Here is a 15,934-nt window from a genome sequence, read left to right on the forward strand (position 1 = left end):
CTGCGATACCATCCGACTCCCCAACGGACTCCCGCCAGGACGACGCGATGAACCGAGTGTTGTACCCAGGTACCTTCGACCCTATTACAAAGGGCCATGGCGACTTGGTCGAACGCGCCGCGCGCCTGTTCGATCATGTGATCATCGCCGTCGCTGCCAGCCCGAAGAAAAACCCGTTGTTTCCCCTGGAACAACGTGTGGCGCTGGCCCGCGAGGTCACTAAACATCTGCCGAACGTGGAAGTCGTCGGCTTCTCGACGTTGCTGGCGCATTTTGCCAAAGAGAAGAACGCCAACGTGTTCCTGCGTGGTTTGCGCGCGGTGTCGGACTTCGAATACGAGTTCCAGCTGGCCAACATGAACCGCCAACTGGCGCCGGATGTGGAAAGTCTGTTTCTTACACCGTCCGAGCGTTATTCGTTCATTTCCTCGACGCTGGTCCGTGAAATCGCAGCGTTGAGCGGCGATATCACCAAGTTCGTCCACCCTGCGGTGGCGGATGCCCTTACCGAACGCTTCAAGAAGTAACGACCGCTCAAGCGGCGCCCGCGTGCACTGCGGGCGCCAATGCGGCACAATTGCGCGCATTGGTTTATTGCGCCCGGGCCTTGCGCCCCGGCTGGAGTTAGCATGTCCCTGATCATCACCGACGATTGCATCAACTGCGACGTCTGCGAACCCGAGTGCCCGAACGCCGCCATTTCCCAAGGCGAAGAGATCTACGTGATCGACCCCAACCTGTGCACGCAGTGTGTCGGCCACTACGACGAACCTCAGTGCCAGCAAGTGTGCCCGGTGGATTGCATTCCGCTGGATGAAGCGCATCCGGAGACCGAAGAGCAGTTGATGGCGAAGTATCGGATCATTACCGGCAAGGCTTGATTCCTTGGCGTCTGTGAGGACGCCTTCGCGGGCAAGCCTCGCTCCTACAGGATTAGTGCAAATGGCGCATAACCTGTAGGAGCGAGGCTTGCCCGCGAAGCTTTCAAGGCTTCACTCCCGCTGCTCAAACCCCTCCCCGATACACCCCAGGCACCGCACAAACGCCGCTTTCGCTGGATCAACCACCAGCGCCTGACCCGCATCGCCAATACCGCCGCCCAAGGCAGTAAAAGGCAACGACACCACAAACGCCCCGGCACCGATCACCGTCGCCACGACCAACAAGGGTCGGGCGATCAGCAAGTCGCCGAGCATGGCGTAGGCCGGGGGATTCTGGATGGTGTAGCGCGGGTCACCGCTGCCGCTGCTTGCCGCCAGCGCGGGCGCACCGACGCTCAGCAGCAGCGCAACAACAAGGGTTCGAAACGAATTCATGGCACGGTCCTTCGGCTGGCAGTGAGAACACTGACTATAGACCGTAGGACGTATCAGCTCTGGCAGCGTGGGCAAAAGACGCTGGCGCGCTGCCCCAGCTTCACTTCCCGCAGCTCGGTGCCACAGACTTTGCACGGTTGACTGCCACGTCCGTAGACGAACAATTCCTGCTGGAAATACCCCGGCTGACCGTCACCGCCGATAAAGTCCCGCAATGTCGTGCCGCCACGTTCAATGGCGGCAGCCAGAATGCGTTTGATCTCGATCGCCAGCTTCAAATAGCGCGCCCGGGAAATGCTCTTGGCCTCGCGTCGCGGGTCGATGCCGGCGGCGAACAAGGCTTCGGTCGCATAGATATTGCCGACGCCAACCACCACCGCGTTATCCATGATGAACGGCTTGACTGCCATGGATCGCCCGCGGGACTGCTGGAACAAGCGATCGCCATCAAACAGGTCAGTCAGCGGCTCCGGCCCCAGGCGAATCAGCAGTTCGTGGTTGAGCGGGTCGAGGCTCCAGAGCATCGCGCCAAACCGACGCGGGTCGGTATAGCGCAGGGCCAGGCCGGATTCGAGTTCGATGTCCACATGCTCATGCTTGGCCGCCGGCATACCGACTTCCACCAGCCGCAGGTTGCCCGACATGCCCAAATGGCTGATCAGCGTGCCGACTTCGGCATTGATCAACAGGTACTTGGCGCGCCGCTCCACCAGCACGATGCGCTGGCCGGACAGGCGCACATCGAGGTCTTCAGGAATCGGCCAGCGCAAGCGACGGTCACGCACGATCACCCGGCTGACGCGCTGGCCCTCCAGGTGCGGCGCAATCCCGCGGCGGGTGGTTTCGACTTCTGGCAGTTCAGGCATGGTGTTCTCGAATCAGAGCTCTCGAATAAATGAAGCAGCCGCTACTCAGCGATGAGCGCCGAGGTCACGAATCGTTTGCTTGAGGGTCTCGAAGTCGTAGTCCGAAAGGCCGACATAATCGAGCACCAGATGCCCGATGCTGTTCCATTCGTGGTCTTCGGTCTGATTACCCAGCACCCGGTAGGACGCACAAATGTGCTCGGCCATTTTCAGGATCGCCAGCAGGTTCTTGAGCTGAGCGTTGCGCGAAGACTCATCGCTGAAAATCGCCAGGGCGTTGTGGTGATTGGCGATCGCGGCGGTCACGTGTTCCGGCAGGCGCCAGGACTTGGCCGTGTAATAACCGACCACCGCGTGGTTGGTGTTGAACACCCGGTTCTCGGTGTCGACCACCCGGCATTCGGCGCTGGCGTTGGCGTAGGCCTCTTCCAGAACGGTCATGTAGTTGGGAAAACGCTGCAACATCAGCGGCACGCCGCAGTCGTGGAACAGCCCCAGCGCGTACGCTTCATCGCCGGCCTGGGCGCCGATGCGCTTGGCCAGTGTCAGGCAGGTCATTGCCACGTCCTGAGCGGTATCCCAGAACCGGTTCAAGGTGACGATGGTGTCGTCGTTCATCTCGCCCTTGATCGACTGCGCATTGATCAAGTTGATGATCGAACGGCTGCCCAGCAGATTCACCGCACGCTGGATCGAGGCGATCTTGTTGCTCAAGCCGTAATACGGCGAGTTGACGATCTTCAGCAAGGCGCCGGAGAGCCCCGGGTCCTGGGAGATCAGCTTCGCGATCGTTTCCAGGTCCGGGTCGGGCATGTACTGCTCCATCTGCAAATCCACCATGATTTGCGGCTGAGCAGGCACGCTGATGCCTTGCAGGGACTGTTGAATCTGTTCGGAAGTCAGCTCTTGGGACATAAGTACACACTCTGGGCCAGGTGGCGATTCTAACCTTTATAAAGTTGGATCCGACACACCGGCCTGCACATCGGCCAAAGTTTCATTTCTGCATAGCCATCGAAATCGCTTTCGCGGGCAAGCCTCGCTCCTACAGATTTACACGATCCGGCAGGAGCGAGGCTTGCCCGCGAAGAGGCCATCAGCGTTTCATCGCCCGCCCGGCCCGCCACAACCCTCAACACGCTATACTCCCGCTCTTTTTTCCGGAGCGACGTCATGTCCCTGCCTAGCCTGCGCCTTAAAGCCAACGCCGATCGTCGCCTGCGAAACGGCCACTTGTGGGTCTACAGCAACGAAATCGATGTAGCGGCGACCCCTTTGCACGGTTTCCAAGCCGGCGACCAGGCGATCCTCGAAGCCGCCGGCGGCAAGACGCTGGGCATCGTGGCCATGAGCCCGAACAACCTGATTTGCGCTCGCCTGCTGTCGCGCGACATCAAGTTGCCGCTGGACAAGTCGCTGCTGGTCCATCGCCTGAACGTTGCGCTGTCCCTGCGCGATCGCCTGTTCGACAAGCCGTTCTATCGCCTGGTCTACGGCGACTCCGACCTGCTGCCAGGCCTGGTGGTCGACCGCTTCGGCGACATCCTCGTGGTGCAGATCGCTTCGGCGACCATGGAAGCCCATAAAGAAGACGTGATCGCCGCGCTGACCCAAGTGCTCAAGCCAAGCGGCATTCTGTTCAAGAACGACTCCGCTGCCCGTGATGCCGAAGGCCTCAACCGCTACGTCGAAACCGTATTCGGCCTGGTGCCGGAGTGGGTCGCGCTGGAAGAGAACGGCGTGAAATTCGAAGCACCGGTCATCCAGGGTCAGAAAACCGGTTGGTTCTACGACCACCGCATGAACCGCGCGCGCCTGGCCCCTTACGCCAAAGGCAAACGCGTGCTGGATCTGTACAGCTACATCGGCGGCTGGGGTGTGCAGGCTGCCGCTTTCGGCGCCAGTGAAGTGTTTTGCGTCGATGCGTCGGCCTTCGCCCTCGACGGCGTCGAGCGCAACGCCGCGCTGAACGGTTTTGCCGAGAAAATGACCTGCATCGAAGGCGACGTGTTCGAAGCCCTCAAAGAGCTGAAAGCCAGCGAAGAACGCTTCGACGTGATCGTTGCCGATCCGCCCGCCTTCATCAAACGCAAGAAAGACATGAAGAACGGTGAAGGCGCCTACCGTCGCCTGAACGAGCAAGCCATGCGCCTGCTCAGCAAGGACGGCATCCTGGTCAGCGCATCGTGCTCGATGCACCTGCCGGAAGACGATCTGCAGAACATTCTGCTGACCAGCGCCCGTCACCTGGACCGCAACATCCAGATGCTCGAACGCGGCGGTCAGGGCCCGGATCACCCGGTTCACCCGGCCATCGCCGAAACCCGCTACATCAAGAGCATCACCTGCCGGTTGCTGCCAAACAGCTGATGACACCGGTTTGACGGGGAGCCGATGGGCTCCCCGTTTTATTATCTGTTATTGAATCCCCTTCAAACTTCCTACGCTTGCGTTCCTGTGAACTTGCAGGACGTTTCTCTGTGTTTCTTATTAAAAAGAATACGACTGACAAAACTTGTTCATACCAAAGATCGTTCCGACAAAATTACTGGAAGTTTCCTACCCAATATCGCCTTGATAAGCGCTCGTTTCACTCTATGATTAAGCGTGTCACAACGAAGTGACACTCACTTTCAATTACAAGGAGTTCCAAATGAAAGCAATTACTCTGGAAGCTAACAACATCGCGAACCTGGCTTTTCTGGTTGCCCCTAAAGCCCGTTAAGTAAATGAGGCGCTGGGGAGTGCCGGCTACCCAGCGTTTTCCATGGCATTGCCCAGAGCGAACCGCCCATCATGCAGATCAGCCCTCATCTATTCATACTTCCTCGTACGCCCGGTCAAATAGTTTGGGATTACAAGAACCACAAACAGTTTGAACTGAACCTCAAATACTCCACTCGCCTGGCCGAACTTATCGACAACCCCGACAAGTTCAACGAACGCAATACAATTGACACCCAGCTACTGAGCGCTGGAATACTGACAACAGCAACAACCGACAATATTGAGTGGGGTTGGGACGAACTGTCGAAGATATTTCATATCGGCACCAAGAACATTCCTTGCGAACACATTCCGCAAAATATTAATGAATGGTCAAAACAATATCTTGATCATTGCGCCGATGTGCTGAGTACTCCCTCGCCGAAAGCCAGGCGCTCGGAACGCCTGGAAGGCGAGCTGATTGTCCTGCCAAAACCGTCCTGCCTGCCGCAAGGCTCCCTGGCAAACGCCTTGGTGAACCGGAAAACCTGCCGCACCTTCACGGGTGAAGCGGTTTCCCTCAAAGCGGTCAGTACATTGCTGTACCTGTCCCTCGGCTACCTGCATGAACGCGAAAACGACGTCGACGACAGCATTGTCGAAGGCCTCGGCGCCCGACGAAGCAGCCCGTCCGGGGGCGGACTGAATGCCTGCGAAGGCTTTCTGCTGGTGCAAAACGTCATCGGCCTGCAACCCGGCCTCTACGCCTATCACCCCATCGGGCACGCACTGAGTTTCGTTAATCCGTTGCCAAGTGAGCCTTTGGGGCAATTGATGTGTGGGCAACATTTCATCGATAACCTGCCCGCAGGCCTGTTCATCACCAGTCGATTCGACAAGCTGTGGTGGAAATATGAACACTCCCGGGCCTACCGAATGGCCTACGTCGAGGCCGGCCATATTTCCCAGACCTTTCAACTGGCGGCCACTTCGCTGGGATTGAACACCTGGCTGACCGGCGCCTTGACGGATGATCGGGTCGAAGCACTGTTGGGACTGGAAGACAGCGCAGAGCAACCGTTGTTTTTTGTCGGCTGCGGACAGAGTGACGGGCAAGTGATGTGCAAGGAGCTGAAAGCGCTGCTGAGCAATCGGGGGCAGCAACAATGACCGAATCCCCCATCGACACTGCGTCCGCCCCCGCTTCATGGGCCAATCGCTTCACCCTTGGAGACTGGAATACCCGAGCCTCGGTGCGCAGCAGCGAACACGCCTATCAATTGTCTTCGGACCTGCAACGGCAACTGGAAACCCGCCACTGGTTTCCACCGGCTTTTCTGCCTTACCTGAATCACCCGGCGATCAAGGCAGCAGGCAGAGCGATCGTTCATCGCCTGTCCGCCAACCATTTGGTGCATTTCCTCGACTACACCACCCTGCTCGAACACCGTATCGTCAACCGATCCGTGGAAACCATCGTCCACAACGAACTGGGTGTTTCCATCCCTCAACGGATGAAAACCGCCGCGCTGCAGCTCTACACAGACGAGGCTTATCACGCGCTGTTCTCCAACAGCCTCGCCGAGCAGATTGCTGATATTTACGGCATGACTGATCGCCCGGTGATGCCCCAGCGGATAAGCCGGCTGAACGCCCTGCTCGATCGCACACCGGACAGGCACAAAGCACTGGCGTGGTTTCTTGCCGGCTTCGTCTCGGAGACGATAATCGCCAAGGAATTGCTCGACGTTTGCCGCGACACATTGGTGAGCAGCGTTCAGGAAATGCTCAGGGATCACCTTGCCGACGAGGCCCGACACAGTCGCTACTTTTGCGAGGTGTTTCATTTCCTGTGGCTGCAACTGAGCTGTGGCCAACGCACGTTCACCGCCAGATTGCTTCTGGAGATCCTGCTGATTTTCTTTGAAGTCGATGACCGCTGGCTTGGCGAAAGCCTGCGCAGCGCCGGCCTGAGTGAAACGTCTGTCGCGCAAATTCTTTGCGACCTGACCGGCCCGCAAGCACAGCGTCTGCGTGCACGGTCGGGTGCCGGCGCCACGCTCGACGCCATGAAAAAAGCCGGGTTCTTCGATCTGCCTGCCAATCGGCAACTTTTCTCCAGGGCAGGGCTTCTCGATGAATGAAGGAAACAATGCAGTCGACGCCAAAAAACGTCAGTCCGCGGTGATTCTGTTGATGACGATGGTGCTGCTCGGCGTCTTTCCCCTTGATGTCCTGCTGCCGTCCTTCCCGGCCCTGGCCGAACACTTCCAGACCACACCGGCCAACATCGCGTTCTCCATCAGCCTGTTTGCCATCGGCATTTCCGTTTCTCAGTTGCTGATCGGGCCGCTGTCGGATGCCATCGGGCGCAAGGGTTTGCTGTTGGCCGGCATGGCCGTCTCGATGATCGGCGCCATAGGTTGTGTCCTGTCGAGCGAGTACGCCTGGTTCCTGATGTTCCGGGTGATCCAGGCCATTGGCTGCGGCTGTTTTGTGCTCTCACAGGCGCTGGTCCAGGATCTGTTCCACGGCAAGGATCGCGAACAATTGCGGATCCTGATGGTCACCGCCAGCGGGATTTTCATCTCGGTTTCGCCACTGGCGGGCACGTTGCTGCAACACGCCATGGACTGGCCCGGCAGCTTTATTGTCTTTATTGCCTTGGCCGCCGCGGTGTTTGTGAAGGCCTGTTTCTTTCTTGAAAACCTGCGCCCTGTTACAGCTGCGCGCCTGGGCATCGTCCAGTCGTACCGGATGATCTGTCGCGACGCAGGTTTCCTCGGCTATTGGCTGATCGCCGCCATTGCCTTCACCTGCCACTTCTCCTTCATTGTCGTCTCGCCCCTGATCTTCATGGAGCAGTTGCAACTGTCGCCGTACGAATTCTCCCTGACCCTGCTGTCTTATGGTGCGGCCTACCTTTTTGGTGGGGTCGTCGCCAGGTTACTCGCCAACCGGGTAACGCCCGACACTCAAATTGTCGTGGGGCTGGGCCTGATCTTTTTTTCGGGGCTGGTCATGCTGTTGCTGTCCACCCTGATGGGGCTTTCAATCCTGACGGTGCTGGTCCCGATGATCATCTGCACCGCCGGCACGACCATCGCCCGCCCGGTGGCCACCTCCAAAGCCATGGATATATTCCCGGACTACGCTGGCACGTCGGCCTCCGTCGGCAACACCCTGGTGTTTATCTTCGGTGGGGTTATCAGTGCCCTCATCAATTTGAGCGGGAGTCATTTGCAAATCACGCTTGGATTAAGTTTCCTGATATTGAGCACCTTTGGCGCCGGCCTCAATGTACTGATCATCCGTCGGCATCAGGCGCTGAGTGCCGGATGAAACCTGCCAGTCGTCATCCCGCACGTTGTGTCAGCGCTGGATCAACGCTTCCCGGCATTCCCTCCTGACGCCAGCCGTGTAGAATCGCGACATTCATCGCCAGTCATCCCCCGGCGGGTTTATGAGCTCAAGCTGAAGCGCGCGGCGATCCCGCAAAGTTATCGGCAACTTCCGGACACACGGCCATTTCTGGGTGTTCCAGACGTCAATAGAAGCTCACTTCCCTTTTGATACCTGATTAGCCGCCCGGAGTGCTTCATGCCTGATTACCGCTCGAAAACATCCACCCATGGCCGCAACATGGCCGGCGCCCGCGCACTGTGGCGCGCCACGGGGATGAAAGATGACGACTTCAAAAAGCCGATCATCGCCATCGCCAACTCGTTCACCCAATTCGTACCGGGCCACGTCCACCTCAAGGACCTGGGCCAACTGGTCGCCCGCGAAATCGAACGCGCCGGCGGTGTAGCGAAAGAATTCAACACCATTGCCGTGGATGACGGCATCGCCATGGGCCACGACGGCATGCTCTATTCGCTGCCGAGCCGCGAGATCATCGCCGACTCCGTCGAATACATGGTCAACGCCCACTGCGCCGACGCCATTGTCTGCATCTCCAACTGCGACAAGATCACCCCTGGCATGTTGATGGCGTCCCTGCGCCTGAACATCCCGGTGATCTTCGTCTCCGGCGGCCCGATGGAAGCCGGCAAGACCAAACTGGCCAGCCACGGTCTCGACCTCGTCGACGCCATGGTGATTGCCGCCGACTCCAGCGCTTCTGACGAGAAAGTCGCTGAGTACGAGCGCAGCGCCTGCCCGACCTGCGGTTCGTGCTCCGGCATGTTCACCGCCAACTCGATGAACTGCCTGGTTGAAGCCCTGGGTCTGGCATTGCCGGGCAACGGTTCGACCCTCGCCACCCACAGCGACCGCGAACAGCTGTTCCTGCAGGCTGGCCGCACCATCGTCGAGCTGTGCAAGCGTTACTACACCGAGAACGACGAGTCGGTATTGCCGCGCAACATCGCCAACTTCAAGGCGTTCGAAAACGCCATGACCCTGGACATCGCCATGGGCGGTTCCACCAACACCATCCTGCACTTGCTGGCCGCGGCCCAGGAAGCCGAGATCGATTTCGACCTGCGCGACATCGACCGTCTCTCCCGCCACGTACCGCAACTGTGCAAAGTCGCGCCGAACATCCAGAAGTACCACATGGAAGACGTGCACCGTGCCGGCGGGATCTTCAGCATCCTCGGTTCCCTGGCTCGCGGCGGTCTGCTGCACACTGACCTGCCGACCGTGCACAGCAAGACCCTGGCCGAAGGCATCGCCAAGTGGGACATCACCCAGACCGACGATGAAGCCGTGCATCACTTCTTCAAGGCCGGCCCTGCGGGCATCCCGACGCAAACCGCGTTCAGCCAGTCGACCCGTTGGGAAACCCTGGACGACGACCGTGAAAACGGCTGCATCCGCAGTGTCGAACACGCTTACTCGAAAGAAGGCGGCCTGGCCGTTCTCTACGGCAACATCGCGCTGGACGGCTGTGTGGTGAAAACCGCGGGCGTTGACGAGTCGATCCACGTGTTTGAAGGCAACGCAAAAATCTTCGAAAGCCAGGACAGTGCCGTACGCGGCATCCTCGCTGACGAAGTGAAGGCCGGCGACATCGTGATCATCCGTTACGAAGGCCCGAAAGGCGGCCCGGGCATGCAGGAAATGCTCTACCCGACGTCGTACCTGAAATCCAAAGGTCTGGGCAAAGCCTGCGCCCTGCTCACCGACGGCCGTTTCTCCGGCGGCACCTCCGGCCTGTCCATCGGCCACGCTTCCCCGGAAGCAGCAGCGGGCGGCGCGATTGGTCTGGTGCAGGACGGCGACAAAGTGCTGATCGACATTCCGAACCGCTCGATCAACCTGTTGATCAGCGACGAGGAAATGGCTGGCCGCCGTGTCGAGCAAGACCAAAAAGGCTGGAAGCCTGTGGAAAAACGTCCACGTAAAGTGACCACCGCACTGAAGGCCTACGCCCTGCTGGCAACCAGCGCCGATAAAGGTGCTGTGCGTAACAAGGCGATGCTCGACGGGCTGTAAGCGTCAGTCGCAGAAATAAAAATGCCCCGCCAAGTGCGGGGCATTTTTTTTGTGGCGACCTCGGTCAATGTGGGAGCGGGCTTGCTCGCGAAAGTGGTGTGTCATTCAACATCAATGGTGAATGTGATGCCCCATTCGCGAGCAAGCCCGCTCCCACAGGACCGCGTCAGAATTCAGGTTTGTATGTGACGCTAAACATCACATTGCGTGGATCGCCGTAGTAGTTACTGCCCCAGATCGCGTTATACGCAGGGATGTAATACTTTTTGTCGAACACGTTGTTCAGGTTCGCAGCGACGGTGACTTCATCGCTGATCTTGTAGGCCACCCGTGAATCCCAGATTGCATTGCCCGGCACACTGAATTTGCGGTCGTATGACTCGGTGCTGCTCTGGCTGGTCACGCCACCACCGACGCTGACGCGTTCCCAGTCACCCGGCAGCTTGTAATCGGCCCAGACTTTCACCATGTGCTTGGGCGTCCAGGTACTGAAGACTTTGCCTTCGTAGGTGTCATCCTTGAGGAACTTGGTGGTGTTGTAGGTATAGCTCGAAGCCACTTGCAGGCCGGGCAGCAGCTCGCCGCTGAGTTCAGCTTCGAAACCCTGGCTACGCACCTTTCCCGAGGCCACCGAGCAATACCAGCCATTGCAATTCATGCCGCCTTGAAGGTCCTGGGCCGCCCGGTTTTCCTGGTCATATCGGAACACCGCGAAGGCTGTGTTCAGGCGACCATCGGCCAATTCACCCTTGATGCCGAGTTCGTAATTGCTGCCTTCGATCGGCTTCAGCATCGTCCCGGAGACGGTGATGTTGGTCTGAGGTTCGAAAGCGTCGGCGTAACTGGCATACGCGGACCACTGATCATTAAGGGCATAGACCAGACCGGCGTAGGGCGTAACGCGCCCGGTGGTCTGCGTCGTACTTTCGGTGACCGGATCGTAAACACCCTGGAAGCCGCTTTGGTCCTTGTAGGAAAAGTCATACCAACTGGTTCGCGCCCCGAGAATCAGGGTCAACGGGTCGAGCAGCTTTACCCGCCAGGTGCCGTAAATGCCTTTCTGGCGAATGTCGTACCAGGATTTCGCACCGCTTCCGTCCGCCAGCAGTTCGTTTTTGTCACGCTGTACGCGGTGGTGGTCAATGTTGAAGATGTCGGCGCCATCGGTCGCATCCCGCGCATACAAATCATCGGTGGTGAGCTTGGAATAGTTAGCCCCCAGCACCAACTCCTGCTCGAAGTTCAGCACCTCGAACTTACCGTTGACGTAGATATCCAGCCCGCGGCTTTCAGTGTTGAAGTCAGTCACCCAATCCACGTAGCGCACGTTGCCTGTGGTGCCAGGGTCAGGGATTTCATCCCATGTCGCCTGATAGGTGGCGTCGTTGTGTTCACTCGTCGAGATAGCGGCGGCTTTCAGTTTCCAGTCGTCATTAAAACGGTGTTCCAGATCGGCAAAGACCATGGTCTGGTTGTTGACGTTACGGTTCCAGCTCGCGCCGACGAACGTGGAGCGCGGCAGGCCGATGTCGGCGCCACTGGCATAACGCGGCAGCGACATGAAGTTGGGCCGCGAATGCCCTTTCTGGTTACTGATGCCGATGCCAACGGTGGTATCTGGGGTGAAGTCGTAATCGACGGCCGCGTAGACAGTCTGGTTCCAGCCACCGGCGTAATCGACGAAGGAGTTGGTGGTGTCGTAGTCGACAACGGCGCGGCCACGCAGGGTTCCTTCGGAATTGAGCGGGCCGCCGGCATCGACCTGAGTACCGTAATGATCCCAGGAACCGGCCTTGCCGGTGAGGGTGACGGTGGGCGTCTGCTGGCCGCGTTTACGCACCAGGTTCATCGTGCCGCCCGGACTGTTTGCACCTTGCAACAGGGCGGCGGGGCCACGCAGGGTTTCGACACGGTCGTAAATCGCCATGTTTTCCGTCAGGTAGCTGCCCAGCGCATAGGTGTTGCGCGGGATGGGCACGCCATCGTATTGCAAGGTGCCGACTTCAAAACCGCGCGAGTAAATAAACATCCCGGGGCCCGGCGATTTGGTGGCCGTCAGGCCTGGGGTGCGCTTCACCACTTCGGATAATTTGGTGGTGTTCTGATCGTCCATCTGCTGACGGGTCATCACACTGACCGACTGGGGAATGTCTTTGAGTTTTTGCTCTCCCCGGCCCAGGGTGACCAGGCCGGTGGTGTAGGAGCCCGTCCCCTCGGTCGTGGTTCCCAACCGCTGGGCACTGACATTGGTGGCGCCCAATTCCAGCGCCGAACCCGAGGCCAGGCGCCGTTCCACGGTCACGCTGTCACTGTCGATGAAACTCGCTTCCAGCCCCGTGCCCGCCAGCAGCCGCGCCAGCGCTTCATCCTTGGCGTAGCTGCCGCGCAGGCCGGGGGATTGCACGCCCTGGGTCACGTCCGCCGAGACCAGCACCTGAACCCGGGTCACTGCCGAGAACGCGGCGAGCGCGGCATCCAGCGACTGGGCCGGAATTTCAAAGCGATAGGTCTGGACCTGTGCGGCCGGCGCGGTCTGCGCGTGAACCTGCGCAGTCGTCACCGCCAGGCCGAGCGCCAGCGTCAACACAGTCGGCAGGTGCCGGGCAGCAATCGGATGTCCCATGGATGTTTCCCCAATGATCGAAGTCGGTGTTGCGGCGCGGCACTACTTGAGAGTGCTTATTGTTTACGCCTCAGTGTTCAAGGACGACGACCCAAGAGAAAACCCTGAAACTATTTGAGAATTATTTGCAGCTACTTGCGAAACACCACCCTCAGCCTTCGCGCAGGACTCGCAAATACGGGGTGTAATGGTCGGCACGCAGATGAAGGGTGTAGACCAGCGCCTTGATCACGGAGTCGGGTTTGTCGATATCGAACACCCCGGAAACACGCCGATCGCGCAAGCCATCACCCAACACCACCGTGCGTCCAGGCCAGTAGCGGTTCAACTCGTCGACCACTTCGGAAAGCGGTTGCTGGCGAAACACCAGTTGTCGCTGACGCCAGGCAAACCCGGCCGCCGGGTCGAAACCATGAACCGCCGCTAAAGTACGATCCTGATACTCGACCGCTCGACCGGGCTCCAGATAGACCGGATCACCGCTCCCGGCATTCACTTCGACGCGCCCTTCGGCGACCTGTACGCGTGTCTGGTCATTGCGTTGAGCAACACTGAATTGCGTACCGACTACCTTCACCTGCCCATCGCCAGACTCGACGATAAACGGCCGCGCGGCATCCTTGGTCACCACGAACCAGGCCTCACCCCGCAGCAGACGCACATGCCGTTCGCCGGCGCTCATGCGGATCTGCACGGCAGTGTCAGTGTTGAGTTGCAGTTGTGATCCATCGGCCAGTTCAACCCGGCGCATTTCGCCGGTGCCGGTCGCATAGTCGGCGCGCAAGCGATCGATCAAGGGTGTTTGCAGCGCCACCAGCCCGACCATCAAAAATATCGCAGCAGCACACGACCACTCCAGCCATTGGCGAGTACGCGATTTACGCCAGCGTGCCTGCTGCTGTTCCAGTTCGCGTACGGCCCGGGCGGGTTGGCGCAAGGCACCGAGCAGCGCCTGAACTTCCTGCCAGGCATCGTCCTGCGCCTGACCCTGAGCCAGCCATGTGGCGAATGCGTCGAGTTCAGCGGCACTTACGTCTTCGGCCTGAAGGCGGAAATACCAGCCGGACGCCTCGGCGAACAGGTCATCGGCCGGGGCCGTTGCATTGGGTTCAATCATCAGGGGTTCCACGGCTACGGGTTCGCGAGTCATGGCCGCGATCCTCGGTCATCGCTCGCCAGCCGCACCTGGATGAAGGCCCGGCAATCGATGAGCGCTCGACGCAATTGGTATTCGACACTACGCGGGCTGATAGCCAGACGCTCGGCAATCTCCCGGTAGGAATGTTCGTCGACATGATAGAGCAGGAAAATCTGGCGGGTCGCCTCTGGCAACGCCGAAATGGCATCGCGCATCAGGGATTCGTCCTGACAGGCAGACAATTGCTCGACCACCGACGGGCTGGAGCAAGGCAAATCTTCGCTGGGCTCGCCGATTTCCATGCGCTCGCGGCGAATGGTCTGGCGCTGATGATCGCGCACCAGATTGCTGGCGATGGTGAAAAGAAACGCGGGGAGGTTGTCGATTTTCTCGCCGGATTCAAGGCGCGCCAGGCGCAGGAAAGACTCCTGGGTCAGATCGGCCGCCACCTGAGCGCTGCCGGTGCGGCGGGTGACGAACGCTTCCAGGGCTTTCTTTTGTTCGGCGAACAGGCGAGCAATCTGCGTATTCCAGGAGGGCACAGCACTACCTTGATCGGGGGTCGTTCAGGAGCGCGCACGCTAGCAGAAGATGCGAGTGATTCGCAATTGATATCTTTTCTGAGATTATTCTGAAGGATCGAGTGATGGCATTCGCGGGCAAGCCTCGCTCCTACGGGTCAGCGGTGATCCTGTAGGAGCGAGGCTTGCCCGCGATTGATGCGCCTCGGTGTTACTGAATCTCTTCAGGCTTGACGATCACCCAGTTCTTGTCCGCCGTCACCGGCAACCCTTCCTTGGCCTGGGCCGCTGCGTGCTTGGCCATCATGCCGTTAATCTGGGTCATGTATTTGTCCTTGCGGTTGACCCACAAGTGGATGCCGCCCTTGGCCACGTCGACGCTGTGGAACAGCATGAAACCGTCGCTGGTCGGTGTGTCGCCGCCCACGAGCACCGGTTTTTTCCATTCATCGATGTAAGTCAGGATCGCCGCTTGTTTACCCGCCATCCAGGTCGCCGGGGTCCACAGGTACGGGGTCAGCTCAAGGCCGAGGTTGGCCTTCTCGTCATACTTGCCGGCGGTGATTTGCTTGCGCGCCGTGGTCAGTTCTCCGGATTTCGGGTCCTTGAGCAACAGGCTCACGCCAATGACGTTTTGCGGTTTGACGTTGTAGCCGTACTTCGGATCGGAAGCGACCATGCGCACCAGCTCTTCGGAGGCAGCGGTCATCACGTAGACCTCGATGCCGTTCTCCATCAGTTTGTTGTAGAGCTCTTTCTGACCAGTGAAGATTTTCGGCGGATTGACGTCGAGGTTCTTCACCACGTCGCCTTCGTAATAAGTGGCCGGCACCGGTTTGCCCGAAGCCATCAGCTCATCAACGTAGCCTTTGAGTTCCTGGAGGGTGAAACCGGAGAACACCTGCGCGACCCATGGGTAGCACACCATGTCGTCGATTTCGCAGAGGCGGTAGTAGTAACTGAACAGGCTTTCCTTGTGGTCGGCGGTGTCTTTGAACGGGATCAGTTTCAGGGAGGGGTCGAGCTTGTCGCGGGTGATCAGGCCCTTGTTTTCCATGTACGGCAGCAACGACTCTTCGAGGTCGTAACGGTAACTGGTGTTGTCCATGTCGAACACCGCGTAGTTACCTTTGTTGGCGTTGGCCGCAATCATCGCGTCCAGCGCCTTGGCCTGATCGGCGGGCCAATGCTTCAGATCCGTGGCGAGTACCTGGCCGGCGAGGCCAAGACAGAGTGCAGCAACCAGAAATTTTGGTGCGAACTTCATCTGTATTTCTCCCTGATTCAAAGATATCGACGCTATCAAATTAGTGTGACAGTCC

The 15,934-nt window shown here is 59.0% G+C and carries 14 protein-coding genes; 7 read left to right on the forward strand and 7 right to left on the reverse strand.

Annotation, left to right across the window (positions count from 1 at the left end; all coding sequences use genetic code 11):
• Window positions 1–47 precede the first annotated feature (47 nt).
• Together coaD and ACA049_RS28950 are read left to right on the forward strand one after the other, a co-directional pair.
• Window positions 48–527 (forward strand): pantetheine-phosphate adenylyltransferase, encoded by a 480-nt coding sequence (coaD, locus tag ACA049_RS28945; RefSeq protein ID WP_497331628.1) that lies wholly within the window; start codon window positions 48–50, stop codon window positions 525–527.
• A 102-nt stretch (window positions 528–629) separates the two neighbouring features.
• Window positions 630–881 (forward strand): YfhL family 4Fe-4S dicluster ferredoxin, encoded by a 252-nt coding sequence (locus ACA049_RS28950; protein WP_010466792.1) that lies wholly within the window; start codon window positions 630–632, stop codon window positions 879–881.
• Window positions 882–992: 111 nt separating this feature from the next.
• On the opposite strand, the gene ACA049_RS28955 is transcribed toward ACA049_RS28950, so the two are convergent.
• From ACA049_RS28955 to ACA049_RS28965, 3 genes are read right to left on the reverse strand one after another with little or no spacing between them, the layout of a single operon-like run.
• Window positions 993–1,316: a multidrug transporter gene (locus ACA049_RS28955; RefSeq protein ID WP_010466790.1), complete on the reverse strand. Its 324-nt coding sequence runs from the start codon at window positions 1,314–1,316 to the stop codon at window positions 993–995.
• Window positions 1,317–1,369: 53 nt separating this feature from the next.
• Window positions 1,370–2,182, reverse strand: coding sequence for a bifunctional DNA-formamidopyrimidine glycosylase/DNA-(apurinic or apyrimidinic site) lyase (gene mutM, locus ACA049_RS28960; protein WP_109635635.1), 813 nt, complete (start codon window positions 2,180–2,182; stop codon window positions 1,370–1,372).
• Between the two features lie 45 nt (window positions 2,183–2,227).
• Window positions 2,228–3,043, reverse strand: a complete 816-nt coding sequence (locus ACA049_RS28965; RefSeq protein WP_497337004.1) for an HDOD domain-containing protein — start codon at window positions 3,041–3,043, stop codon at window positions 2,228–2,230.
• Window positions 3,044–3,355: 312 nt separating this feature from the next.
• On the opposite strand from ACA049_RS28965, the gene ACA049_RS28970 reads away from it, so the two are divergent.
• From ACA049_RS28970 to ilvD, 5 genes are all read left to right on the forward strand, one after another.
• On the forward strand, window positions 3,356–4,552 hold the full coding sequence (locus tag ACA049_RS28970) for a class I SAM-dependent rRNA methyltransferase (RefSeq protein ID WP_003195152.1): 1,197 nt from the start codon (window positions 3,356–3,358) through the stop codon (window positions 4,550–4,552).
• A 426-nt stretch (window positions 4,553–4,978) separates the two neighbouring features.
• Entirely contained in the window at window positions 4,979–6,058 is a 1,080-nt protein-coding gene (locus ACA049_RS28975; RefSeq protein WP_497331631.1) for a SagB family peptide dehydrogenase, read from the forward strand.
• Window positions 6,055–7,032: a diiron oxygenase gene (locus ACA049_RS28980; protein ID WP_497331633.1), complete on the forward strand. Its 978-nt coding sequence runs from the start codon at window positions 6,055–6,057 to the stop codon at window positions 7,030–7,032. Before ACA049_RS28975 ends, ACA049_RS28980 begins: the two co-directional genes overlap by 4 nt.
• Entirely contained in the window at window positions 7,025–8,230 is a 1,206-nt protein-coding gene (locus tag ACA049_RS28985) for an MFS transporter (RefSeq protein WP_497331635.1), read from the forward strand. The genes ACA049_RS28980 and ACA049_RS28985 overlap by 8 nt, the downstream gene beginning before the upstream one ends.
• Before the next feature lie 258 nt (window positions 8,231–8,488).
• Complete coding sequence (ilvD, locus tag ACA049_RS28990; protein ID WP_497331637.1) at window positions 8,489–10,330, forward strand: dihydroxy-acid dehydratase; 1,842 nt, start codon at window positions 8,489–8,491, stop codon at window positions 10,328–10,330.
• A 166-nt stretch (window positions 10,331–10,496) separates the two neighbouring features.
• Here the strand turns inward: ilvD and ACA049_RS28995 are convergent, their stop codons facing one another.
• The 4 genes from ACA049_RS28995 to ACA049_RS29010 form a co-directional block, all read right to left on the reverse strand.
• On the reverse strand, window positions 10,497–12,953 hold the full coding sequence (locus tag ACA049_RS28995; RefSeq protein WP_497331639.1) for a TonB-dependent siderophore receptor: 2,457 nt from the start codon (window positions 12,951–12,953) through the stop codon (window positions 10,497–10,499).
• 151 nt (window positions 12,954–13,104) lie between these two features.
• On the reverse strand, window positions 13,105–14,103 hold the full coding sequence (locus tag ACA049_RS29000) for a FecR family protein (RefSeq protein WP_497331641.1): 999 nt from the start codon (window positions 14,101–14,103) through the stop codon (window positions 13,105–13,107).
• Window positions 14,100–14,633: an RNA polymerase sigma factor gene (locus ACA049_RS29005; protein WP_497331643.1), complete on the reverse strand. Its 534-nt coding sequence runs from the start codon at window positions 14,631–14,633 to the stop codon at window positions 14,100–14,102. Before ACA049_RS29005 ends, ACA049_RS29000 begins: the two co-directional genes overlap by 4 nt.
• Before the next feature lie 190 nt (window positions 14,634–14,823).
• Entirely contained in the window at window positions 14,824–15,879 is a 1,056-nt protein-coding gene (locus tag ACA049_RS29010; protein ID WP_497331645.1) for an HAD family hydrolase, read from the reverse strand.
• Between the last annotated feature and the right edge of the window lie 55 nt (window positions 15,880–15,934).

The organism is Pseudomonas sp. LBUM1662, from assembly GCF_059695915.1.